The sequence below is a fragment of the Christiangramia forsetii KT0803 genome, from assembly GCF_000060345.1.
Lineage (GTDB): Bacteria > Bacteroidota > Bacteroidia > Flavobacteriales > Flavobacteriaceae > Christiangramia > Christiangramia forsetii.
This window is the reverse complement of record NC_008571.1, coordinates 2,415,553-2,438,029: the sequence shown is the minus strand read 5'-3', so window position 1 is coordinate 2,438,029 and position 22,477 is coordinate 2,415,553. Positions and strand designations below refer to the sequence as shown.

Here is a 22,477-nt window from a genome sequence, read left to right as displayed (position 1 = left end):
ATTCATCTAACAAGTGAGAAGTGACCATTAAAGACTTTACCATTCTGCAATCTAACTTCAAACCAATAATCATCAGAGGGCATTGGTTTTCCATTGGAAGTTCCGTCCCAGCCTTTAGTATTTGGTGGTAACTGAATCAATAATTTGCCATATCTATCAAAGATAAATATACCCGCTAGAGCATAATCAGGATCGGGAATATCAAACGGTCGCCATAGATCATGATAACCATCATTATTGGGTGTAAAGAAGGCCGGATGACCATATAGTGAAATTTCCTGCGCTCCAATTTCACAAGCCTGGTCGTTCTTGATATAAATTTTATGGCTTCCGCCGGGTACATTTTGAAAGATAGGGCTCGATTGGTACGGACCTTCAATATCGTCTAATGCAAAAACAGTATTTTGATCTATAGAATTGGTCAATACATTCAGCGTATTATTGCTACCTTCATTCGTAATTTCAATTTCACTAATTTCTGGAGCTTCGATTTTTTCAACCTGAAATTCAATTTCAATTGAGCAACCACTATTTTTCCTGATTAAGTTTAAAATAAAAGTACCAGACTCATTTACCTGGATTGTGGGAGAATTCTGCCCGGTGCTCCATTCATATAAAAAGTCTCCGGGAGTTGCCAGGCCAATTTCATTTCCTAAATCCAGAGGAAAATTATCACTACATGATTGTAGGTTATATTCTTGTTGAATTTCAGGGAATTCAACAATCTCAAGATTAAGGATTCCAAGACTATAACAGGCCTGATCACTATTCACGCGTAAGTAAATCGTTTTTTCTTCAGAAAAATAATTATTTGATAGAGGATTTTCGCCCAGTAATGCTTCATTCTTATCTTCATGAAATGTGATAATTGTATTCTGATTCAAATTGAGTTCGATCCTTACTTCTTCAGTTATAGAAACAAAATTAAATTCGGCTTCTTCAGAATTGGTACTACAGCCTATGAGCGTTTGAACCTTTATTGGTTCTACTGAACTACTGGTTGCCAGATCAAATTCTGAATAACTGGCACATTCGTTATCATAATCCGTTACTTTCGCTACCAGCGTTTGACCTGCGCTTGTATTTCTATAAATGTCTGGTAGGCCGCCCTGGTTGAGGTCATCTAACTGGGCACTCTGAGTATCCTCATAAAATAAGACTTTTATATTATTATCTCCACCAGTGAAGTTGTCCCTTGCAATTTGAAGATTGAAATCTGTTAATCCATCATCAGGATCATCGTCGGATATATCACATTGGGTTAAAGTGTAATTTTGGGCAGCCTGATCAAAACCTATAATAGTGACCTCCTCACAAACTGGATCTTGTGGGATATTATTTATGAACTTAGTTAGACTCACTACGTAAGTCCCTGGTTCAGAATAAGTATGGGAAGGTGATTCTTCTGAAGATGTAGTACCATCTCCAAATTCCCATTTAATAGAATCATAATTCACACCTCCGTTTATAGTGAATTTGGTAGCTTCCCCAAGACAGAAATTTTCAGCATCAAAATTATTATTCAAGAGTGACTGCACAAAAGGGGGTAAACCCAATTTAACATCCCTGGGAGAAATATCGACTGAATTATGATCATAATCTACCGAGCTTGCATTGGCTTCAGGATTATTTATGACCGATAAAAAATTATGGTGTACAGCTCCACTACTTTGTGGATAACCTGCCCGGTAAATTTTCCCATCAATTGCCAGTTGCAAAGCACCAGCGACATTATTTGATGTATTAATTAAGGATTTCGATGCACCAATATTAATTCTTTCCAGGTCAAATTGATATAATTCACCGCTTTGTAATTGATCACGGTTATTATAGGTATTTGCTGTTGTGTACAATTTCTTGCTATCCGCTGAAAATTCGACACCATATGGATATGTATTATTAAGTATTAAATTTTCATTGGTTACTTTTCCGGTGACATCGTTAAAATCATACAGGTAAACTTTACCGCTACTTTTAGTTCCATTAGAAGAATTTCCTAAAGAAGTTCCTGTAAAAGCTATAGCTATTTTTTTTCCGTCGGGAGAAATTTTCATGTAACCGGGCGCAGTAAGATTTAGATTATTATCGGTTATTAGAGGAGGGAAACTAGTTGGAATAGTGGAAATAACCGGTGTTGAATTTACTCCTTCTGAACTAACATTAAACGCATAGAATTTATTGGAAAGCTGAGTTACCACCCAATATGAAATACAATTTCCACTAATGACGGAAGAAATTTTTTCAGAACTTTTATACTCATTCTCTAGAGGATCATTTGGATCATAAGTAACCAAATGAATATTTTTTCGATTCGGTATAATAGCACCTCTTCCACTATTAAGGGTCATGTCTACTTCAGAATAATGTACCCCTTCTATTGGATCGTTCTGTATCCTGAAATAATCTGGTTTATCAACCGTAAAAATGAAATATTTAAGTGGGTTTCCTGGTCTGGGGACTATAATCGCAGATTGGGTGCTTGAAACGTTTCCTTTTAATTCTTCTCCATTGGGCATTATATTATGTTGCCTTGTAAAAACAGTATTACCCTGAGTATAGAATAAAAGGTTTCCATCTCTATCAGAAATTGTGGCAGATCCTTCTATAGTTTGTAACTGTCCATTGGTAAGAGGTACCGGTGAACCTGAAGAAAAATTTAAACCAGCTCTATCTCCAAAATACCAAGTACCAGCTTCTTTTTGCGCACTGGATTTTGTAGTGAAGATCAATAGTAAAAAGAAAAACAGGCAATAACGAAGTTTCATAAAAAACGCTAAAAACCCAAGGTATTATAAATCCCTCTTTTTTAAAAGCATAAGACTTAGATATATGAAAATAGCAATCCATGCAATAACTATCAAAAGCTGATACCAGTGAATGCCGTAATCTTTGGTTAGCTCTCCGCCAATCTGACTGGCGGCGGTTTGTACTGCATTTAATCTCGAAAATGGTTCTACCACCAGGTTGCTCATGGATTCCAATGGGAAGAACTGCATGATATTCGTAGCGATATCTGTTCCTTTAAAAACCTGGAAATTTAAAATCGCGTAGAGAATTCCCTCAAAAATGAACCATACTACCAGGAAGCCTAAAGCAAAAGCTGATCGTTTCACTAAAATCCCCAGGAACATGCAAAAAGCAAAGAAGCCTGTTAATTTCACAAAATAGGCCAGCAAATATTCAAGATCTGAGAAAACAATAGAAAGTTCGGTAAAATCAGAAAAAGAGTATCCTAGAATTATAGTCACTATAAAGAGAAATAAGGTAGAAACTCCTGCAAATACTAAAACCGTAAGGAATTTTGATAAAATGAACTCTTTCTTACTTAAGCCGTCAATCAGGTTCTGCTTTATCGTACGGTTGCTGTATTCATTAGACATCATGGATACAATCACAATAGCAAGGAACAACTTCAAGATCGCCGCGATATAGCTGTTAAAATGCCAGATATATGGGAAGTTAAATATTCCCTGGTCTGCAACGCGGAATTCAATAGTTCCAATATTGAATTCTATGGAGGCTATTAATGCTATAAATGTGATGAGTATAAAATAGGTAATGATCAATATTTTAGCTGATCGGCTATACCGTAGTTTGTTGTATTCTATTTCGAGTAAACGTAACATTCGCTTTAGGAGGTTTGGTTGGTTAATTGAAGGAATTGTTCTTCCAGGCTCTCTTTTCGCTTTATTAAATAGGAAAGGGAAAGGCCTTTTTCAAAAAGATAACGATTGATCTCTTCAGCATCCATAGGATCCTCTAAAAAGGCGGTAAGCATACCTTCCTTATCAGTGATCTTCCCGATTTTCGGATGTTCCTGTAATAGTTGTTCCAGCTTGTTCATATCGCCAGCTTTCAGTTCAAAAAAGCCGTGGCTATTGATTATTTCATCTACGGGACCGCTATATAATTTAACTCCTTTTCTAATAATTACCACATGAGAACATACTTTTTCCACTTCATCTAAAAGGTGAGAAGCCAGAAGGATCGTGGTTCCTCCTGAAGCGATCTTTCTTATGATTTCTCTAATTTGATGAATTCCCTGGGGATCCAGTCCGTTGGTAGGTTCGTCAAGAATCAGGATTTCAGGATCGTTTAGCAGGGCAGAAGCGATGGCAAGTCTTTGTTTCATTCCCAGTGAGAAAGTCTTGAACTTACTGTCTTTTCTATCCAGAAGACCTACAATTTCCAGTTTTTCATGGATTTTGTTTTTACCGGTGCCTTTAATTTTGCAAACCAAGGCTAGATTCTGCTCGGCAGTCATGTATGGGTAAAAGTTTGGATGCTCTATAATAGCTCCAACTTTTTTAAGAGCCTCATGGGTAGATAAATTGCCGTTAAACCATTTAAAGTCTCCGGAAGTCTTGTTAACTACATTTAGAACCATACCAAGGGTAGTAGATTTTCCACTACCATTTGGGCCCAGAATGCCATAAACATTTCCTTTTTCTATGCTAAAACTTAAATTATCGACAGCGGTAATCCTGCCGAATCTTTTTGTTAGGTTATTTAAACTTAAAATTGTTTCCAAGATTGATGAAGTGTTTAAAATACGACGCCTAAAATAGGAATTTGTTACAGGTTTCTCTATAATAAGCTTAATTTTGAGCAAAACGAGGAAAATTATGGAAGAAAAACTGATGTCCAAGAAGAAGCCGGCATTTCCTATCAATGAACGCTTCAACAGATATCTTGCGAAATATAATCGTAATACAAAGATTCCCGTTTTTTATGATGATCTTTTACGATTTTCAGGCTCTATAGTGGTTTATGATCAGCATGATGAAGATACTTTCTGGGTACGTTGTTATTATCCTGAGTTTGAAAGAGTGGAGATTGATAAAAGTCTGAAAAAAGTATATACTATCCTTCATTCTGATGGTAGTGACGATTCTCTGGAGTATCTTAACGTAGACGCTATTGACTACTGTACCTTCGGAAATTCAAAACCTTTCAGAGTAAAAGTTCGAAATATTCTGAATGATAGTTTCACCTATTTTTATGTAAAAAAAGCAGATGCATCCCGTTTGTACGGACTCGAATTTGAACATTTACTTTCTCCGCACCGAATTAATTTTCTGGTTTATAAGGATACTTTAGTTGAGGAGCATATTGCGGGAATTCCCGGCGATGTTTTTATTGAAGATCATTTGCCTTTATGCGATCTCAGAGCGCAAACCCAGATCGCAAAACAATTTGTAAAATTTAATGAGCGGTGTACGGTAAGGCTTTTAGGGGATATGCGTTCTTATAATTATGTAGTAATTCCTACCCATGATTTTGATCATGTGGAATATCAGATACGCGCTATTGACTTTGATCAGCAATGTTTTGAAGGAAATCTGAAGGTCTATCGGCCACAGTTTTTTAAGGAAAATTTTCAGATGGTTCAACTGGTGTCAGATAAATTAGAGAACTCGTCTATAGAGCAATATAGAAAAGAAGAACGTTCGTTACTGGCAAAAAGGATGATCAATACTCAGAGTAGATATAAAGAGCTTATACGCTGTATGATCAACGATCATGTTTCTACTAAGGATAATGTAAAGCAGCTTCGGAATGATCTTTATGCTTTTTCAAAAGATATGAAGTTCAAACGGGCCAGCACCATGGGACAGATTCTTAGAACAGCCCTTGATTTTGTGAAGCGTAATTATGACAATGTGAATATGCAGCGATTGTTGGAGTAAGTACAATCTTATGGATTGTCATTCCGAACGAAGTGAAGGAATCTCATGATAGAGACTACTTCACTTAATTCGCAGTGAATAACAAATTACATATTGCTTAAAACTTACAGCTTAACGCTACTATAATTACTTCTTCTCCTCCTTATTAAAATAAACCAGGTAGTAATACATCTGCTTTTCTTCATCCCAGCCTTTTTCCACGAATTTTTCGGCGGAATCTGCATTTACAAAATCCATTTTAATCTGAATATTCGTATCCAGCGTGATCACATTTTTGATCTTTTTTCGGGCATCGGTAACAGCCTTATTGGCAATGGGGAAATTGGTAAGATCTTCTACCTTATATTTTGGTGCTTTTTCAACCTTGTAATTCTGAAATTCAGGAATTAATGCAGGATTATCAATGACTGAATTGATATAATTAGACTCCTCAAAATCGTCATTTTTCGCAAAGTAGTCCATACTTCTATTCATGAACATTACTTCCTGCTTTTTATCTTCCGCAGGCAATACCACATCTTTCGCAAAGTTCTTGGCGAAATTAAGGTAGTTTTTTGTGAAGTAATTTTCGTCGGCAAGTACATCAACTCCCAGAAAATTCTCCAGCCAGTATTTTGTGTCATATCGATTAGAATCTACCGATAAAATTTTATAACCTTCTTCTCGATTTTTGTTGAAAATAATCGCTCCTTTATCCAGTTTTTGAAGATTAACACCTTGTTCTACAACCATTTCAAGGTTGCTTTGTTTTTGTTCAAACTGAAGAAAATCGTGTTTTAATTCAGATTTAAAGATACCGATGGCGGAAACCTTTTCATTATCAAGCTGCATTCCTTCAAAATATACGATATATACTTCTCCGCTTTTAATATGCGGATGCGTGGACTGCTCGTAAAGTAAAGTCGCGATTTTTTTCGAATATTCGTGCGTATTAAATGCATCGTCAAAGATCTGATTTGATAAATTATAAAGCTCATTAAACTCTAAGTCGGTTTCATGCTGAAAACGATAATAGGTTTCTTCTTTCTCACGGAAAGGTTTCAGAAAATACTCCTTGATCAATGGTTTAATTTCATCATTTAAATGAAAAGTGGATGCTGAAATAAATATGTTTTCGCCACGATTCTTATTTCCTACGCGATGTATGGAAAGTGATTCAATTTGAGCATTAAAAAGATTGATCATTGATATCTGAAATTTTGACTAAATAAAGTTGAAAAATGTGAATTCTGAAAGAAGTTTTTCAGAATAAAAGACTTGAGAAAATTTTTTAATTCCAATTTTCATTGAAAAAAAGATCGTCATAATCATCGTCCTCTAAATCGTCTTCATAATCTCCGTTCAACATCCCGTCGTCTTCTCCTTTGAATTTGGTTTCAGGAGCATTTTCCGGGATCTGGCCGTGTACGAACATCAAATTAGGGTAATCACGTCCTTCTTCAATTTCAGCAATTTGTCCCAGTTCAACGAAGAACGTCCACATTTTTAGAAAATCATACACATAGATAAGTTTGGTTTGCTTCTCTGAAAGGATACTATCTAATGAAGTTTCATTCATTAATTTAATCGAAGTATCATGGCCACTCATATCAAATTGGTGGATCTCCTCACCCTGATTCCATTCTTCATCACTAACATAGAACGAAGCCATTTCAGTCCCATCAAATCCAAATGACTGAACAATAGTGTTGTGCAGGTCTTCCAGGGTGCTTTCCTGTAGCATTTCTATATCTCTAAAAACATCTTCGTCAGCATCGAGAATTACTCGGAATCTATAAACCATATCTAAAAAATTTGGAGGGCAAAGTTACAATTTTTTAAACTAAATATTTCCTGGTTTCCTGCTGAAAATTGTCCAGGACTTCATGTATGAATGTTTTCTTTTTGAGCCTGTCTAAAAAATGGACCAAATATCATCCTGAACTTGTTTCAGGATCTAAACAGGTTGAAAATCAATGTATATTCGAAGCTGAAGCAAGTTCAGCTTGAAGAAAAAATACTCTTAAATAAGCTTAAGAACTGCTTTTTCGTAGTTTGGCTTGTGGTGCATTCATAGTTTCCATTAAAAGATAAAACTGAAATCCGAATAAGAGCGTGGCAATCACTAAATGAAGCGGTTGTGAAAGAAAGGGAAAATCAAAATTATACATCGCAATCCCGGTTGCTACTTCCAAGATAATAAGGGAAATAACGGTATTGATCCTATTGAGGTTAAGATTGAGTTTTCTGTTTTTCCACCACAAAAAAGCATTGATTCCAAGGACTAATATGGAGAATGATCTATGAATATAGAAAGTGAGGTCAGGATTAACTAGCCACAGATTTTCAGCATCATATCCTAAACTGCGAACCTGTTCATCTACAAATTGTCTCACCTGCGTGCCCAGTACCACCTGAATCAAAGTCATAACTACAGCAATGATCAGTAAAGTTTGAAATGATTTTGTTTTAAACTGATCAGCTTCTTTCTCTGAAGATATTTTTAAAAGATAGATCAAGACTGCTACGATTACCAACGCCATGACCATATGAATCGTGATCTTTACCGGTGATAAAACTGAATAAACCACGGTCGCTCCAAGCCACGCCTGGAATCCCATCATAAAAACGCAAAGCCAGGAAAGCAGGGTAATTCTTTTTTTTAATCTATACTTTCTGAAAGATAAAAATGCCATGATTAAAACAGCAAACCCTGCTAAAGCACCGGCGAGTCTGTTAATATATTCCACCCAGGTATGTGTGGGATTGAAGATCGCATAGTCATGTTTTTCGTAATTCTCCCAGTTTGAAGGCTGATATGAAGTTCCTGAAATGAAATCTCCCGCAGCGACTTTCAGGCTTTCATCCATGATGATCACCTGTCCCTTTTTATATTCTCTATTTGGCTGAAATTTAATTTCTGAAACTTCAGTAGGAGGGATGTAGTACCCAAAACACTTAGGCCAGTCCGGGCAGCCCATTCCGGAGCCCGTCATTCTTACTACCGCCCCGGCAATAATGACGAGGTAGACTAGAATGAGCGATATTTTTACTGATTTACGATACATTTCAAGGTTCAGAGTTCAAAGATTAGCCCTTCGACTGCGCTCAGGGAGACAATTCAAGATTTTATCCTTGGGCTGCATTCAGGCTGACAATTCTGGATTATATAATTTTCACTACTCACTACTCACTACTCACTACTCACTGCTAACTTCCAGCCCCAGTTTCTCACCTTTCTTCAACATAAACTCCCGGGCTGCTTCATATTCATTAGGAATGTTACCTTCGAGAATTGCTTCTTTAATGGCATCTTTTATCAAACCGACTTCCCGACTGGGTTTAATTCCGAAAGTCTGCATGATCTCCTCACCACTCACCGGAGGCTGAAAATTTCTAACATGATCCCGTTCTTCAACTTCCTGAATTTTTTGCCTTACCAGTTTAAAGTTATTATGATACTTTTTAAATCTCTTTGGATTCTTGGTGGTAATATCTGCCTCGCAAAGCGTCATTAAATCTTCAATATTATCTCCGGCATCAAATATCAATCTGCGGACGGCAGAATCGGTCACGTGATCATCTGCAATAGCGATAGGCCGGGAGCTCATCAACACCATTTTCTGAACGAATTTCATTTTTTCATTCAGTGGTAATCGTAATCGCTTAAATAATTTATAGACCATTTTAGCACCTACGAATTCATGTCCGTGGAAGGTCCAGCCAATTTTTTTATGGAATTTCTTGGTGGGGGCTTTTCCAATATCATGGAGTAAGGCTGCCCATCTTAGCCAGAGATCATCGGTATTTTCTGAAATATTATCTACCACTTCCAGGGTATGCCAGAAATTATCCTTGTGCGTCTGTCCTTCTACTTCATCTATTCCGGCCAGCGCAGTAAGTTCAGGTATTATTTTCTTAAGTAAACCGGTTTTATACAGAAGTGCAAAACCTTTGGAAGGCTTGTCACTAAGCATAATTTTATTCAGCTCATCTACGATACGCTCTTTCGAGATGATCTTGATCCGTTCATTATTAGCTTTAATTGCTTTTAATGATTCAGCTTCAATCATAAAATTCAGCTGAGAAGCAAACCGGATGGCGCGATACATTCTAAGAGGATCATCAGAATACGTAATATCGGGATCCAGAGGAGTTTTGATGATCTTTTTCTTTAAATCATCATATCCATTAAACGGATCCAAAAGATCTCCAAAACCGTCTTTATTTAGTTTAAGAGCAAGCGCATTGATCGTAAAATCCCTTCGATTCTGATCATCTTCCAGAGTGCCATCTTCAACAATGGGTTTCCTGCTATCTTTACGGTAACTTTCCTTTCTGGCGCCTACGAATTCGATTTCCATATCTTCTGAACGCAGCATGGCGGTGCCGAAATTTTTAAAAACCTGTACTTTTGGTTTATTCGGAAGCTTTTCTGAAACTTTTTTAGCCAGTTCAATCCCGCTTCCAACGGCAACAATATCAATATCTTTAGGTTCACCGCGCTCAAGAATATGATCCCGTACAAACCCGCCAATTACATAGGCATCCACAGAAAGATCTTCCGCAGCTTCTGAAATTACATTGAAAATTTTATGGTGTAAAGCTTTACTGTAATTGTGGTATTTCGGCATCTTTTATTTGCGTATCACTTTCACCAGGCCGTCGTTGCTTAACTTGATAATTGCGGAAGGGCGAGGTGATTTTTTTGAACGCTGCAAATTTACTACATAGTCCACACCTTTTAAAATTTGTGGAGTAATTTGATCAAAGGATTGTGGTGTTGGTTGCCCACTTACGTTAGCCGAAGTGGAAACCAGCGGTCGTTTTAGTTTTTTGATCAGGTCAGAACAAAAAGTATCCCTTACCACGCGAATTCCGAGGGAATCATCATCGCTGACTAAATTTTCTGCAATATGTACAGGTTTGTCATAAATTACGGTAGTAGGTTTTTTTGCGTACTTCAGAATATCATAAGCGGTTTCAGGAACGTCTTCAACGTACTGTTCCAGCATTTTAAAATTTGAAACCAGGCAGATCAATGCTTTAGATTCTTCTCTTTTCTTTAGTTGGAATACTTTGTCTACCGCATTTGCATTGGTCGCATCACAGCCAATTCCCCACACCGTATCGGTTGGGTAGAGTATAATTCCTCCTTTTTTTAGGACATCTATGCAATTTCTAACTTCTTGTTCAATTCTTTCCATAAAGCACTTTTTTATATTCAGCTAAGGTTTGCTCAGCCATTTTCCTGGTGGTATAGTTTTCAATGAGTTTTTGATGCGACAGTTCTGCGAACTTTTCCATCATTTTGTTATCATTCGACAAAGCTATCAATTTATCTGCTAAAGATTGGGCTTCATAAGGATTGCTTAACATGCCGTTTACACCATCCTCAATAATTTCAGGAATTCCGCCCACATTTGTGCTTACTACGGGAACTTTATAATAGAAACTTTCATAAATAAACTGCGGAATGCCTTCACTTTGGGAGGTAAGAAGAGAGATGTCAAATTGTGATATCAATGCAGAAGCATTTGGTATAAAACCTAGTAAGCTTATATGCTTGTCTAATTTTAATTCTTTTATAAGATCCAGATATTTTTGAGATCTATCAGAAAAACTTCCAATTTGAACAAAATGAAAATCCTTGTTGTTTTTTACATTAATAATGTGATTAATAGTTCGCACCCAGGTTTCCAAATTCTTCGCACGGATGTGATTTGCAATCATCCCCACAACTATTTTATTATTCGGAATATCGAACCGATTCTTCAGATCGAAAGGAGGTTTTGAAGATTTGTTCATCGATGTTCCATGGTAAATCGTGGTAAATTTTGATGTATCTTTTACACTATTGGAAGTGACCTCTTTAGTTTTTTCAGAAACACATAAAATTTTCTGAATTTGAGGATGGTTATATTTATAGAGTGTTCTAGGTCTTTGTTTTATGGGGAATGATGTTTTTTTAGAAAGAATAAATGGCGGTAGTTTCCCCAGTTTTGTAGCCATAACTGCAAGCGTTAGAGCAGTAGAATCATGTATGTGAATAAGGTTTATATGATATTTTCTGACTAATTTCAAAATCTTATATACATACCGAAGATCAAATTTAATAAGCATCGGGGCAGTGCTAAAATTAAGATCACTAATTTCCAATCGCTTATGGAAAGAAGCATTTTTTACACAGAGTATAAGGTTTAACGTGGAAGCATCTACTCCGTTGAACTCACGACAAAGGTTCTCAATATGGTTTTCACCACCACCCCAGTTTCTGGCGGCTGATAAATGCAGGATCTTTAATTTTTCTTTCAATGCTACCTTTCAATTATAATTGACAAACTTATGATAAATGATAATTTCAGCCTTAAATTGTAATAATTATCTTTGCGGTAAAAGTACATCGATAAATGACCGTATTACATATTTCTGGCGCACGATCCTGGGGCGGGAATGAACAGCAGCTTATGTATTTAATGGACGAATTGCCAAAATATGGTGTAATCCAGAAATTATTTTGCTTTCAGGATACCCCGATTTTTAAGGAAGCGGAAAAGCGATCGGTGGAAATACTCTCGACTTCATATTGTAAACCCCATACATCTGAATATAGAAAATTCCTTATTTCTATAATAAACCAATACAAAATTGACCTTATTCATCTACATACCAGCGATTCTGTTACTGGATATGTACTCACAGACTTGCTCCATGCCCTTAAAACGCCCACTTTGTTTGCCCGAAAGGGTATTCGAAGAAAGACGGGATTTTTAAGTAAGCTGAAATATAACTATCATAATATTGATACGATTTTATGTATTTCGAAATATGTAGAAAAGCATTTTAGGAAAATACTGACTGAAAAGAATAGACAAAAGCTGGTTACAGTTTATAATGGAGTTAAAGTTTCTGAAAAACCATTGCATGGAGACTTTGATATTCGGGAGAAGTTCAATATTGCTGAAAATATTTTTTTAATTGGTAATATAGCTAATCACACCAATGCTAAAGATTTACCAATTTTAATTGAGGTACTAAATGAAATGGTGAACAGACATGGAATTAAAACAATAAAACTCTTTCAAATTGGGGAGCATTCTGGTTTAACTCCAGAACTGAAAAAGAAAATAAAGGAATATGATCTGGAAAGCTATATAATTCTCACTGGCTTTTTATCTAAAGCTTCGGCATATCTTCCTCAATTTGATGTTTTTCTAATGACTTCTGAAAGGGAGGGAGGCCCATCCTCGGTTGTAGAAGCTTTTTATAATAAAACCCCTGTAGTTTCTACCAGGGTAGGGGTTGTTGATGAGGTCATTGAAGATGGAGTGAACGGGTTTTCTACAGAGGTAAAAAATCCTTCTGCTTTAGCTGGAAAATTAATGATTCTGCGTGAGAATCCGGATTTGCGTAGACAATTCGCTGAAAAATCTTACCAAATGTTTTTAAAAAAGTTTACTGCTGAAAATTTAGGAAAGAGTACTTTCAGGGTCTATGAGAATATGTTATTGAAAAATAAAAAATAATGAGAACGGCACTATTGATTTCTACCTACAATTGGGTAAGCGCCTTAAACCTGGTACTAAAAAGTGTACAAAATCAGGTGCGGTTACCTGATGAGATTTTAATTGCAGATGATGGTTCGAATAAAGAGACTAAAGAACTTATAGAATTTTATAAAAAGCAATTTTCAATACCTGTTCAACATGTCTGGCATGAAGATGCAGGGTTTAGAAAATCAAAAATTTTAAATAAAACGATTGCAGCAAGTACTTCAGACTATATAATTCAAATTGACGGAGACTGTATAATCCATCCTTATTTTATAAAGGATCACATAGAAATACGAGAAAAACAGGTTTTTCTTTATGGTTCTCGTGTAAATATCCATAAAAAAGGCCTTGAAATGGTTATGAGAAAGGAACTATCCAGATTTTCCTTTTTTTCATCACTTATAAAAAAAAGAACTAGGAATATTCACTTGCCATATCTTCGAAACAAATATGCAGCAAAATCAGGGTTTTCCAAAAAAGTGCGTGGTTGCAATATTTCTTACTGGAGAAAGGATTTTTTAGCTGTAAATGGATATAATGAAGAGATAGAAGGATGGGGAAGGGAAGATTCAGAATTAATTATAAGGATGTTGAATAGTGGTGTTAAGGGGAAACGCCTTAAATACGGCGGAATACTGTATCATATTTATCATAAAGAAAAATCCAGGGATCATGTTTCTGCAAATTCTAAAATTCAGCAGAAAACCATAGAGGATAAAAGAACCTGGTGTGAAAACGGAGTCGATCAATATTTTGAAAAATAGCTGTGAGAATAATTATTTCAAGCAAATATGAATTTGAAAAGGCGGAAATCACTCGTCTGATAAATAATTTCAATGCAGAAGGCGAGATATTGTTCAAATCCCGAAATAAAATTAAACTTTTTGAAGTAGGAGGTAGAACGATAAATATAAAATCTTTTAAAGTTCCTAATGCAGTTAATAAAATCGCCTATAAGTTTTTTAGAAAATCTAAAGCAGAGCGATCTTTCACATACGCTCAAATCCTTGAAAAGAAAGGGGTAGGTACTCCGTTACCGATAGGTTATGCGGAAGAAACCAGAAGTTTTTCATTTGGAAAAAGCTTTTACATAAGCGAACAGATTAATGCTGAGCTTACCTTCAGGGAACTTGTCACAAATCCTAAGTATCCAGATCATGAGAATATTCTAAGGGCTTTTACAAGGTTTACTTTTGAACTGCACGAAAAAGAAATCCAATTTCTGGATCATTCGCCCGGAAATACGCTTATTCAGAAGCATGGAGATGTTTATAGTTTTTTTCTGGTAGACTTAAACAGAATGAATTTTAAAAAATTAACTTTTGACGAAAGAATGCTCAACTTTTCCAGGTTAACTCCACAAAAGGAAATGGTGGCAGTAATGGCCAGCGAGTACTCGCAGCTTATTGATAAAAATGAATCAGAGGTTTTCGAAAAAATGTGGTTTTATACCCGGCAATTCCAGGAAAAATTCAAAAGAAAAAAGGAATTGAAGAAAAAATTGAAATTCTGGAAAAAGGGTTAATTATTTCTTGAAAGTGTATCGGCTTTGTTATTGCTGTTCAAAGTCCAGTAATTTAAATGCTTTCTAATTTTGTATTTTCTCAAAAGATTTAATGGCTTACTTTTAAGGTGAGATTTATCTGTATGAAGATATTCAATACATGTAGAGATAACTCTTTCGCTTGATTTCCCGTCTGAATAAGGATGTGAAAACTGCGCAAATTTTTCAATTTCCTGAAGCAAATCTGAAGGATTTTGTAAGGCTTTTTCAAAAGCAGTTTCAATTTCAGAAACTTTATTGATATCTATTAAATATGGCCCTGGCATGTTATTTTTATAAGTAACAACGGGCTTTCGTTGCAATAAAAACTCAATGATCGCCGAGGTGGTATCAGAGAACATGATATCTGCTTTTTTAAAAAGCGGAATTAAATTAGTCGTATCATAAAATTTAAAGTTTTCGTTTTCTAAATTCTTGAATTTTGCTACCGTTTCAGTTCCAATTTTTGGATGCAAAACCGCCATAAAATGATATTTCCCGATTTTTGATAATCTTTCGATCTCCTCAATTACTTCATCTTTAAATGCAAGACTGTACTGTTTCGTGAAAGTGGAAGAAATTAAAATAACCGGTTTCTTATTATCGGTTGGTTCCAAAGGAAAAAGTGAATCCATTTTAGACCAGCCGGTTTCTGTAACTTCAAAACTATTATATACTTCTTGTTGCTTTTTAAACGGACCGGTACTTGAAGGACCCTGAGTACAATAGAGATCAAAAAAACCACGAATGGTAAATTGATCGGTTCCTTTTCTTTTATTGGCTGGAAACCCATGAAAAACCTGCACTTTTAGTCCCGGAAAAAAATCTGGAACACTATCGGTCACAGTTAGTACGATGTGTGGATCATATTCAAAAACCTTATTGATATTCTCAATAAGCTGGCCATTTTCAGGAAAAAGCTTTTTCGGCTCTTCCATCCCAGAAAACCATTTTACCTCATATCCGAGCTTTTCAATTTCTTCCTTTAAAGGTAATCCTATTGGAATCGCGTAAGCATGGTTGATATATATTAAAAAGCGGTACTTCATTTGGAGTTCATGTTCAAAAATTTCCCTAGCTTTTCTTCAATCATTCCGGGGTGAAATTCATTATAAAAATTCTCCCATTCTGTTTTAAGTTGTTTTTCAGGTTTATCTACAAACATATCTGGTTTGAAGTCTCTTAAATGTACAGAAATGTTTTTCTTCCCATCTTCATACATATTCCAGTTTTCTTTATGGAGAGGAGGAGCAAAGATCGCAAATGTAGGAACTTCCATAGCCTTGGCCATATTAATTGCGCCACCTTCATTGCCAATAAGCGCATCACAATGATAGGTGATTGCAAGAAATTCTCTTAAACTATTTCCGTAGATATCTAAATGAATATTTTTTTGAGTGGCAGAACTGCAAAAGCCAAAAAGCTTTTCAACCTGTGTTTTCTGATTTGGAATATAGTTAAATAACAAATGAGCGTTCGTTTCTTCTACAATTTGATCCAGTAATTTTGCCAGATATTTTAGAGGATAGGTCTTTTTTTCGGAACTTCCTAAAGCACCTATCATATAAAGGTTTCTAGAAATGTCAATTCCTGCTTCTTCCAGTTTTTGCTTCGCATTTATGATTTCATCCTCTTGCAAAAAGATCTTTGGCTTTATTTCAGCAGGAAAATTGGCAGAAAGAGGAGTAAGCATTCGAAGTCTTTTTTCGATAGCCGATCCACCAACCGTTTTAGGTTCAATTTTTCTACTGAAGACATGGGTAGAAACAGGCTTCGTATAAAATTTATCGTAGGAAATTCTATAGGTTGCTCCTGATAATCCCGTTAGAATAGCCGTTTTAATATTTGAAAGTACATCTATAACTACATTATAGTTTTCAGCTTTCATCTTTTTGGCAAGCTTACTAAAACTCTGCTCTTTATTATAGAGTACAAACCTGTCTATATTCGGATTGTTTTGCACTACAGGAAAAGTGTGTGCGTTGATAAGGTAATGCAGCTCAGCCTTTGGAAATTCTTTTCGAAGTGCCTCAAAGAGAATTGAGGACGTAAGTACATCCCCAATCATTTTCATCTGTATTACCAGTATTTTCATTACTTCTTTTTCTCCCTAAATCATTTTGAACGAAAGATTTTTATACAGCTACACTATATTCTCTAAGTGCATCGTTCAAAGATGTTTTTTTATTGGTACTTTCTTTTCTCTTTCCAATAATCAAAGCACATGGAACCTGGTATTCACCTGCAGGAAATTTCTTGGTATAGCTTCCCGGGATCACCACAGAACGAGCTGGAACATAGCCTTTAAACTCTTTTGGTTCGTCTCCTGTTACATCGATGATCTTTGTTGAACCAGTTAATACCACATTAGCTCCTAGTACAGCTTCTTTCTCAATTCTGATTCCTTCCACAACGATACTTCTTGAACCAAGAAAAGCATTGTCTTCAACAATTACAGGGGCCGCCTGCAAAGGTTCTAGAACACCACCAATTCCAACACCACCGCTTAAATGCACATTTTTACCAATTTGAGCACAGCTACCAACAGTTGCCCAGGTATCTACCATAGTCCCTTCTTCCACGTGAGCGCCTATGTTTACGTAACTCGGCATCATGATTACTCCTGAAGAAATATAAGCACCATGTCTGGCAACGGCATTTGGCACTACACGAATTCCTTTTTCTTTATAGCCTCTTTTCAAAGGAATTTTGTCATGATATTCAAAAATTCCGGCTTCCAGTGTTTCCATTTTTTGAATCGGAAAATAAAGTACTACCGCTTTTTTAACCCATTCATTTACCTGCCAGCCATCTGCTGTAGGTTCTGCAACACGAATTTCACCTTTATCTAAAAGGTCTACAACTTTCCTGATTGCATCGGTTGTTTCGGTATCTTTTAAAAGGTCCCTATTGTTCCAGGCCTCTTCAATTTTCGCTCTTAACTGGTCCATATTTTAAATTTTTTCAAATATAATAGCTATAAGGCAATATTTATGGACAAACCAATATAAACCTTACCTTTGCATAAATTTTTTAAATGGCCAGAATTTTAGCACTGGATTACGGAACAAAGAGAACAGGAGTAGCAGTTACCGATGAATTGAAGATGATCGCCTCTGGTTTGACCACTGTTCAAACACCTGAACTTATTAAATTTCTGGAAGACTATTTCAAAAATGAAAAGGTAGAGCGTGTTTTGGTCGGTGAGCCGAAAAGAATGGACGATACACCATCTCAAAGTGAAGTGCATATTCAGGAGTTTTTAAAGGAGTTTGTAAAGAAATTTCCTGAGATGCCAATGGAAAGGGTAGATGAACGTTTTACCAGTAAGATGGCCGTGCAAAGTATGATAGATGGAGGCCTAAAGAAAAAGAAAAGACGTGATAAAGCTTTGGTAGATGAAATTAGCGCCACTATAATATTACAGACCTGGCTGTACGAATAAGGTTAGTGAAAAGTGAAAAGTTGCAAGTTTAAGGGCTTACCAGATTTATAACTTAGATTTTAAATAAAAAAGAGGCTTACAGCGTATAGCTTATGGCTGAAAACATTCAAGAATGATATTACCAATTATAGCATACGGAGATCCGGTTTTAAAAAAGAAAGCCAAAGATATAGATAAGGATTATCCAAAACTTGAGGAATTGATCAATAATATGTGGGACACCATGTATAACGCCTATGGTGTGGGATTAGCAGCGCCTCAGGTGGGATTGCCTGTACGAATGTTTATGATAGATCCTGCTCCATTTGCAGATGATGAGGAATTGGATGAAGCAGAGAAGAAAGTCTTAATGGATCTTCGCAAGGTTTTTATCAATCCGCAGATTATTGAGGAAACCGGGGAGGAGTGGGCCTTTAGTGAAGGTTGCTTAAGCATACCTGAAGTTAGAGAAGATGTTTTTAGACAACCTGATATTACCATTGAATACCACGATGAAAATTGGGAAAAACATACTGAAACTTATTCCGGATTAGCGGCCAGGGTGATTCAGCATGAATATGACCATATTGAAGGAATTTTATTTACAGATAAGCTTTCCAGCCTGAAAAAGAGACTAATAAAAAGTAAACTAGCCAATATTTCTAAAGGTAAAATTAACGTAGAATATAAAATGCGTTTTCCTAATGCAAAAAAAGCCCGCTAAAGGCTTTGATAATTGATTATGGGAATTGATATTTGCCAACCTAAATAAAAAAATACTATGGGATTAGATAAAATTCTTGCAATTTCTGGAAAACCCGGTTTATTTGAGCTAACGGCCCAAACCAGAGGCGGCTTTGTTGCAAAATCTATGCTTGACGGAAAGAAGATAGCTGTTAATATGCGTCATAATGTGAGTATTTTGAGCGAGATCGCGATTTATACGTATACTGAAGAGATTCCGCTTGGCGAAGTTTTTCAAAAGATTCAGGAAAAAGAAGATGGAGGGGAAGCGATAAACCATAAATCATCTAAAAAGGAACTAGAAAATTATTTTTCTGAAGTCCTTCCAGATTATGATGAAGATAGGGTGTATGCCAGTGATATGAAGAAAATCTTCCAGTGGTATAATATGTTGATCAATAATGGTTTTACTGATTTTTCAAAGGAAGAAGAGAAAGTAGAAAATACTGAAAATAAAAAGGACGAAGAAGAATAGAATTCTGATTTGTTGCTGAATAAAAATAGCTGAAATTTGGAATTTCAGCTTTTTTTATGTCTATATAAATGGAATTCATCACCCTGAATTGATTTCAAGATTTTTTGTCATCTCGACCAAAGGGAGAGATCTCTTTTGGAATCGCATCACTTTAGAGATTTCTCCCTCCGCTGTGCTTCGTTCGAAAAGACAAATCCATTTTTCAACATAAGTTGAGATTTTTCACTTTGTATGAATATCATCAAATTATAGTTGTCAAAACTTTACATTGTCATCTCGACCAAAGGGAGAGATCTCTTTGGAAATCGCATCACTTTAGAGATTTCTCCTACGCTGTGCTTCGTTCGAAATGCCAAACGCAGTTCTTAACGTGAGTTTGGATTTCTCACTTTGCGTGAATATTATCAAATTATAGTTGTCAAAACTGTAGGTTGTCATCTCGACCAAAGGGAGAGATCTCTTTTGGAATCACATTACTTTAGAGGTTTCTCACTCCACTATGCTCCGTTCGATGACAATTTCAGTTCTTAAAGTAAGTTGAGATTTCTCACTTCGCTGCGCTTTGTATCGAAATGACAGTTAGGGTTAATAGGACTAGAATTTCAACCCAAATATAAAAGCACCGTCTCTTTTTCCTCCAAAATCGGAAACTACATAATCCAGCCTTAAAAAGCGATATTTGCCAAACCCAAGATTGTCCAGACCAACAGAATATTCAGAATATGGATTTCGGCCCTCTGTAGTTAGTCGGTGAGCTCCCAAAATAAGATTAAAATTCAATTTATTGATCAACGGAAGCTTGCCCAAAGCCCAACCCTGGAAATCATGCTCTGCATGAAATTCAGCATAATTATCATTCGTGCTAAAGTCGTAGTAGGGCATCAAATTAAATTTTCCTACATAACTCCCAAAACCTATCCTGGTTTGATTGGCATTAAAATGTTGATAATCTACCAGGCTTATATTTTCTGCACCAGAGAAAACTCCACCATTTATTAAGTAACTAAATTCTCCTTTGTTGCCAAGCTTTAATTCCTGCCTGATCTGTGCTTTAAACTGATCAAAATTGTATTTATCATCATCTCCTCCAAATCCTTTTTCCCAGCTTAATTTCAGCTTTGGATACTTTGATTCATAAACATTGTACCTGCCGTTAGGGTACGTCATATATTTCTGCCCGAAAGTGATATCTGCAAAGAGGTTAGATTTAAAGATTGTATGTTCATCAAAAGGCCGACTCCCAAAATTATTGGGTTCAAGGGGATTATTTGAAGTATATGCAACATCATCCCGATCTATAATTACATGATCTGTATTATTGAAAAGTGGCTTCCTGTTTTCCCAGCTTAATGCTCCAAATAACCGAATTCCAGGGAATACATCCTGTCCGTAACCAATCTCTGCAAAACTCTTTTCATAGAGCTTCATATAGTTTCGTTCGAAGAAAATAGTGGAAATACTATTTAGAAGGGGTGTGATAGGTTCTGTTTCATCTATCTGACTGGCTTTGATCCCTCCGCTAATTCTTAAATACTTTTTATTGAAATTGTCAAATTTCTTTTGAAAACCTCCACTAAGCCGAAATCGTTCTTCGCTTAAACCATAACTGAGGTTGGAATTAATTCGCCAGAAATTCTCCTGGTCTTCTCCTGTTCTTTGCGTATAGCCTACATCGATATTGGTATTCCAACCCTGGACCGTGTTAAATCCAATTCCGGAAATGGGAGCGCCGATACTAAAGTTCTGGTGTTTCCAGGAATTAGTGTACGTATATCCAAAAAGCACATCAGTTATTCCGAAGGTATTATTTACTGCATCTACCGAATCTTTATATTGCTTGGTGCTTCTTATCTCTTGAATACTATCTTTTCGAACATAATCGTCAATCTCTTCTCCTGTAAGCGGAACCGGTCTTTTTTCTTTCCAGTATAATGAGTCTTTCATGTTTGCCTGTTCCTGGAAACTTAAAATTTCTCTTCCGAAACTGCTTTTATCAAACTGAGGTTTAAAATCGTAATTGCTGTACACCGCCGTAAATGTTCCGTTTCCACCGAATCCAAACATCTTAAAGCCAAAGTCCACACTTTGGGAGATCTGTATGTAAAGGTTATTTTCTTCAGAATATTTATAATTCTGTTTAATTACAATTTCTTCAATTGGCGGAACCTGGATAGCAGTTCCTGTAGTTGTTAACTCTACGCCATATATCTGCCATAGATCTTCAACAATATAAACGTAACCTGAAAAAATTCTGTCTCCTGTGCGCTTTGGAGTGACCAGTACTTTATTGATCATATTTCCGCGATCATCAAAAAAAGTTCCTTCAAGCTGGTAACGATAATAATTGAAGGCATACTCTGCGATAGGTGAAATGATCTCACTGTTTATTTCCAGCGTGTTTTCATAAAATGAAAAATAAGCTTCCTGGGCAGAGTTCAGGCTGAAACCATTGTCGTCTCCACTTACTTTCGAGGCGATGATCTTTTCTTTGAAATCATCGGGTTTTTGAAAGGCGATCTTTGAAATGGTTTCGCTGAGGTAAACAATACCACTTCGCGTAGAATCCAGTCCCCCGCCAAGATCACCCACGCTCTGACCTAAAATTTTTTCCGGAGCATTCTTTATGCGCCATAAACCACGGGAATAAAAATCGGCAGTAAATGATTCCAATTTTCTAGCGTTTAGCTCCCTTGATTCAATAGCTTTTCTAATGATCCTGTTCGCGGGATTTTCCCCACTTTCTACTGTAACTTCATCAAGACTGGTGCTTTCCGTAGCTAAAACAACATCTATAGCTAATGGAAAACTTTCAGCTTCAATTTTTTTCTTTTGAGTTTTATATCCTAGAAATTGAAAAACTAAAGTATAAGAACCTTTTTGATCTATCTTCAATTCATAGATTCCATCGTCGTTGGTGGTAGTTCCTTGAGCCCCGGTTTCAGTATAAATATTTACATAGGGAAGGGGAGTTCCATTCTTGTCTTTTACAACTCCCGTAATTTGGGAAAAAGCCTGGGAAACCGTTAAAAACAGCAACAGGCCAAAGAGCTTTTTAAGCATTGGTTAGAT

At 36.2% G+C, this 22,477-nt stretch carries 20 protein-coding genes; 7 read left to right on the top strand and 13 right to left on the bottom strand.

The genetic code is table 11. The features are described from left to right. Positions 1-2: 2 nt before the first annotated feature. From GFO_RS10785 to GFO_RS10775, 3 genes are read right to left on the bottom strand one after another with little or no spacing between them, the layout of a single operon-like run. On the bottom strand, positions 3-2,765 hold the full coding sequence (locus GFO_RS10785) for a T9SS type B sorting domain-containing protein (protein WP_011710159.1): 2,763 nt from the start codon (positions 2,763-2,765) through the stop codon (positions 3-5). A gap of 24 nt (positions 2,766-2,789) precedes the next feature. Then, positions 2,790-3,626: an ABC transporter permease gene (locus GFO_RS10780; protein ID WP_011710158.1), complete on the bottom strand. Its 837-nt coding sequence runs from the start codon at positions 3,624-3,626 to the stop codon at positions 2,790-2,792. Between the two features lie 5 nt (positions 3,627-3,631). Further along, the gene (locus GFO_RS10775) at positions 3,632-4,531 is read right to left on the bottom strand and encodes an ABC transporter ATP-binding protein (protein ID WP_041250100.1); all 900 of its coding nucleotides are present in this window, start codon (positions 4,529-4,531) and stop codon (positions 3,632-3,634) included. Between the two features lie 94 nt (positions 4,532-4,625). On the opposite strand from GFO_RS10775, the gene GFO_RS10770 reads away from it, so the two are divergent. Then, positions 4,626-5,690, top strand: a complete 1,065-nt coding sequence (locus tag GFO_RS10770) for a hypothetical protein (RefSeq protein ID WP_011710156.1) — start codon at positions 4,626-4,628, stop codon at positions 5,688-5,690. A gap of 126 nt (positions 5,691-5,816) precedes the next feature. Here the strand turns inward: GFO_RS10770 and GFO_RS10765 are convergent, their stop codons facing one another. From GFO_RS10765 to GFO_RS10740, 6 genes are all read right to left on the bottom strand, one after another. Beyond that, a complete protein-coding gene (locus GFO_RS10765) occupies positions 5,817-6,875 on the bottom strand; it encodes a nucleoid-associated protein (RefSeq protein ID WP_011710155.1) in 1,059 nt (352 codons plus the stop codon). An 85-nt stretch (positions 6,876-6,960) separates the two neighbouring features. Continuing rightward, on the bottom strand, positions 6,961-7,473 hold the full coding sequence (locus GFO_RS10760) for an IS1096 element passenger TnpR family protein (RefSeq protein WP_011710154.1): 513 nt from the start codon (positions 7,471-7,473) through the stop codon (positions 6,961-6,963). 229 nt (positions 7,474-7,702) lie between these two features. Then, positions 7,703-8,737, bottom strand: coding sequence for a COX15/CtaA family protein (locus tag GFO_RS10755; RefSeq protein ID WP_011710152.1), 1,035 nt, complete (start codon positions 8,735-8,737; stop codon positions 7,703-7,705). A gap of 132 nt (positions 8,738-8,869) precedes the next feature. Next, complete coding sequence (locus tag GFO_RS10750) at positions 8,870-10,303, bottom strand: CCA tRNA nucleotidyltransferase (RefSeq protein WP_011710151.1); 1,434 nt, start codon at positions 10,301-10,303, stop codon at positions 8,870-8,872. A 3-nt stretch (positions 10,304-10,306) separates the two neighbouring features. Next, positions 10,307-10,876 (bottom strand): L-threonylcarbamoyladenylate synthase, encoded by a 570-nt coding sequence (locus tag GFO_RS10745; RefSeq protein WP_011710150.1) that lies wholly within the window; start codon positions 10,874-10,876, stop codon positions 10,307-10,309. Next, positions 10,863-11,984, bottom strand: a complete 1,122-nt coding sequence (locus tag GFO_RS10740) for a glycosyltransferase family 4 protein (protein ID WP_011710149.1) — start codon at positions 11,982-11,984, stop codon at positions 10,863-10,865. The genes GFO_RS10745 and GFO_RS10740 overlap by 14 nt, the downstream gene beginning before the upstream one ends. Positions 11,985-12,079: 95 nt before the next feature. Between GFO_RS10740 and GFO_RS10735 the strand changes: the two genes are divergently transcribed. From GFO_RS10735 to GFO_RS10725, 3 genes are read left to right on the top strand one after another with little or no spacing between them, the layout of a single operon-like run. Continuing rightward, entirely contained in the window at positions 12,080-13,195 is a 1,116-nt protein-coding gene (locus GFO_RS10735; RefSeq protein WP_011710148.1) for a glycosyltransferase family 4 protein, read from the top strand. Further along, positions 13,195-13,986, top strand: a complete 792-nt coding sequence (locus tag GFO_RS10730; protein WP_011710147.1) for a glycosyltransferase family 2 protein — start codon at positions 13,195-13,197, stop codon at positions 13,984-13,986. Before GFO_RS10735 ends, GFO_RS10730 begins: the two co-directional genes overlap by 1 nt. A 2-nt stretch (positions 13,987-13,988) precedes the next feature. Next, entirely contained in the window at positions 13,989-14,747 is a 759-nt protein-coding gene (locus tag GFO_RS10725) for a lipopolysaccharide kinase InaA family protein (protein ID WP_011710146.1), read from the top strand. Here the strand turns inward: GFO_RS10725 and GFO_RS10720 are convergent. The 3 genes from GFO_RS10720 to GFO_RS10710 are packed head-to-tail and all read right to left on the bottom strand — an operon-like array spanning position 14,744 to position 17,716. Beyond that, entirely contained in the window at positions 14,744-15,814 is a 1,071-nt protein-coding gene (locus tag GFO_RS10720; RefSeq protein ID WP_011710145.1) for a CDP-glycerol glycerophosphotransferase family protein, read from the bottom strand. The two genes, GFO_RS10725 and GFO_RS10720, sit on opposite strands and share 4 nt — an antisense overlap. Beyond that, entirely contained in the window at positions 15,811-16,860 is a 1,050-nt protein-coding gene (locus GFO_RS10715; protein ID WP_011710144.1) for a glycosyltransferase family 9 protein, read from the bottom strand. Before GFO_RS10715 ends, GFO_RS10720 begins: the two co-directional genes overlap by 4 nt. A gap of 40 nt (positions 16,861-16,900) precedes the next feature. Further along, on the bottom strand, positions 16,901-17,716 hold the full coding sequence (locus GFO_RS10710) for a 2,3,4,5-tetrahydropyridine-2,6-dicarboxylate N-succinyltransferase (protein ID WP_011710143.1): 816 nt from the start codon (positions 17,714-17,716) through the stop codon (positions 16,901-16,903). A gap of 86 nt (positions 17,717-17,802) precedes the next feature. On the opposite strand from GFO_RS10710, the gene ruvX reads away from it, so the two are divergent. The 3 genes from ruvX (at position 17,803) to GFO_RS10695 (ending at position 19,408) form a co-directional block, all read left to right on the top strand. Further along, positions 17,803-18,210, top strand: coding sequence for a Holliday junction resolvase RuvX (gene ruvX, locus GFO_RS10705; RefSeq protein WP_011710142.1), 408 nt, complete (start codon positions 17,803-17,805; stop codon positions 18,208-18,210). A gap of 112 nt (positions 18,211-18,322) precedes the next feature. Further along, a complete protein-coding gene (def, locus tag GFO_RS10700; protein WP_011710141.1) occupies positions 18,323-18,913 on the top strand; it encodes a peptide deformylase in 591 nt (196 codons plus the stop codon). A 57-nt stretch (positions 18,914-18,970) separates the two neighbouring features. Continuing rightward, positions 18,971-19,408, top strand: coding sequence for a DUF5606 family protein (locus GFO_RS10695; protein WP_011710140.1), 438 nt, complete (start codon positions 18,971-18,973; stop codon positions 19,406-19,408). A gap of 594 nt (positions 19,409-20,002) precedes the next feature. Here GFO_RS10695 and GFO_RS10690 read toward each other — a convergent pair. Continuing rightward, positions 20,003-22,468 carry a DUF5686 and carboxypeptidase regulatory-like domain-containing protein gene (locus tag GFO_RS10690; protein WP_011710139.1) on the bottom strand — a complete coding sequence of 822 codons (2,466 nt, stop codon included), beginning with the start codon at positions 22,466-22,468 and terminating at the stop codon, positions 20,003-20,005. Positions 22,469-22,477 lie beyond the last annotated feature (9 nt).

Bases quoted from the DNA above. Each gene is read 5' to 3' on its own strand.
- GFO_RS10750 (WP_011710151.1), bottom strand. From the start codon at position 10,303: ATGCCGAAATACCACAATTACAGTAAAGCTTTACACCATAAAATTTTC.
- GFO_RS10695 (WP_011710140.1), top strand. From the start codon at position 18,971: ATGGGATTAGATAAAATTCTTGCAATTTCTGGAAAACCCGGTTTATTT.
- GFO_RS10720 (WP_011710145.1), bottom strand. From the start codon at position 15,814: ATGAAGTACCGCTTTTTAATATATATCAACCATGCTTACGCGATTCCA.
- GFO_RS10765 (WP_011710155.1), bottom strand. From the start codon at position 6,875: ATGATCAATCTTTTTAATGCTCAAATTGAATCACTTTCCATACATCGC.
- GFO_RS10715 (WP_011710144.1), bottom strand. From the start codon at position 16,860: ATGAAAATACTGGTAATACAGATGAAAATGATTGGGGATGTACTTACG.
- GFO_RS10760 (WP_011710154.1), bottom strand. From the start codon at position 7,473: ATGGTTTATAGATTCCGAGTAATTCTCGATGCTGACGAAGATGTTTTT.
- GFO_RS10735 (WP_011710148.1), top strand. From the start codon at position 12,080: ATGACCGTATTACATATTTCTGGCGCACGATCCTGGGGCGGGAATGAA.
- GFO_RS10710 (WP_011710143.1), bottom strand. From the start codon at position 17,716: ATGGACCAGTTAAGAGCGAAAATTGAAGAGGCCTGGAACAATAGGGAC.
- GFO_RS10730 (WP_011710147.1), top strand. From the start codon at position 13,195: ATGAGAACGGCACTATTGATTTCTACCTACAATTGGGTAAGCGCCTTA.
- GFO_RS10780 (WP_011710158.1), bottom strand. From the start codon at position 3,626: ATGTTACGTTTACTCGAAATAGAATACAACAAACTACGGTATAGCCGA.
- GFO_RS10690 (WP_011710139.1), bottom strand. From the start codon at position 22,468: ATGCTTAAAAAGCTCTTTGGCCTGTTGCTGTTTTTAACGGTTTCCCAG.
- def (WP_011710141.1), top strand. From the start codon at position 18,323: ATGATATTACCAATTATAGCATACGGAGATCCGGTTTTAAAAAAGAAA.
- GFO_RS10755 (WP_011710152.1), bottom strand. From the start codon at position 8,737: ATGTATCGTAAATCAGTAAAAATATCGCTCATTCTAGTCTACCTCGTC.
- GFO_RS10785 (WP_011710159.1), bottom strand. From the start codon at position 2,765: ATGAAACTTCGTTATTGCCTGTTTTTCTTTTTACTATTGATCTTCACT.
- GFO_RS10770 (WP_011710156.1), top strand. From the start codon at position 4,626: ATGGAAGAAAAACTGATGTCCAAGAAGAAGCCGGCATTTCCTATCAAT.
- GFO_RS10745 (WP_011710150.1), bottom strand. From the start codon at position 10,876: ATGGAAAGAATTGAACAAGAAGTTAGAAATTGCATAGATGTCCTAAAA.
- ruvX (WP_011710142.1), top strand. From the start codon at position 17,803: ATGGCCAGAATTTTAGCACTGGATTACGGAACAAAGAGAACAGGAGTA.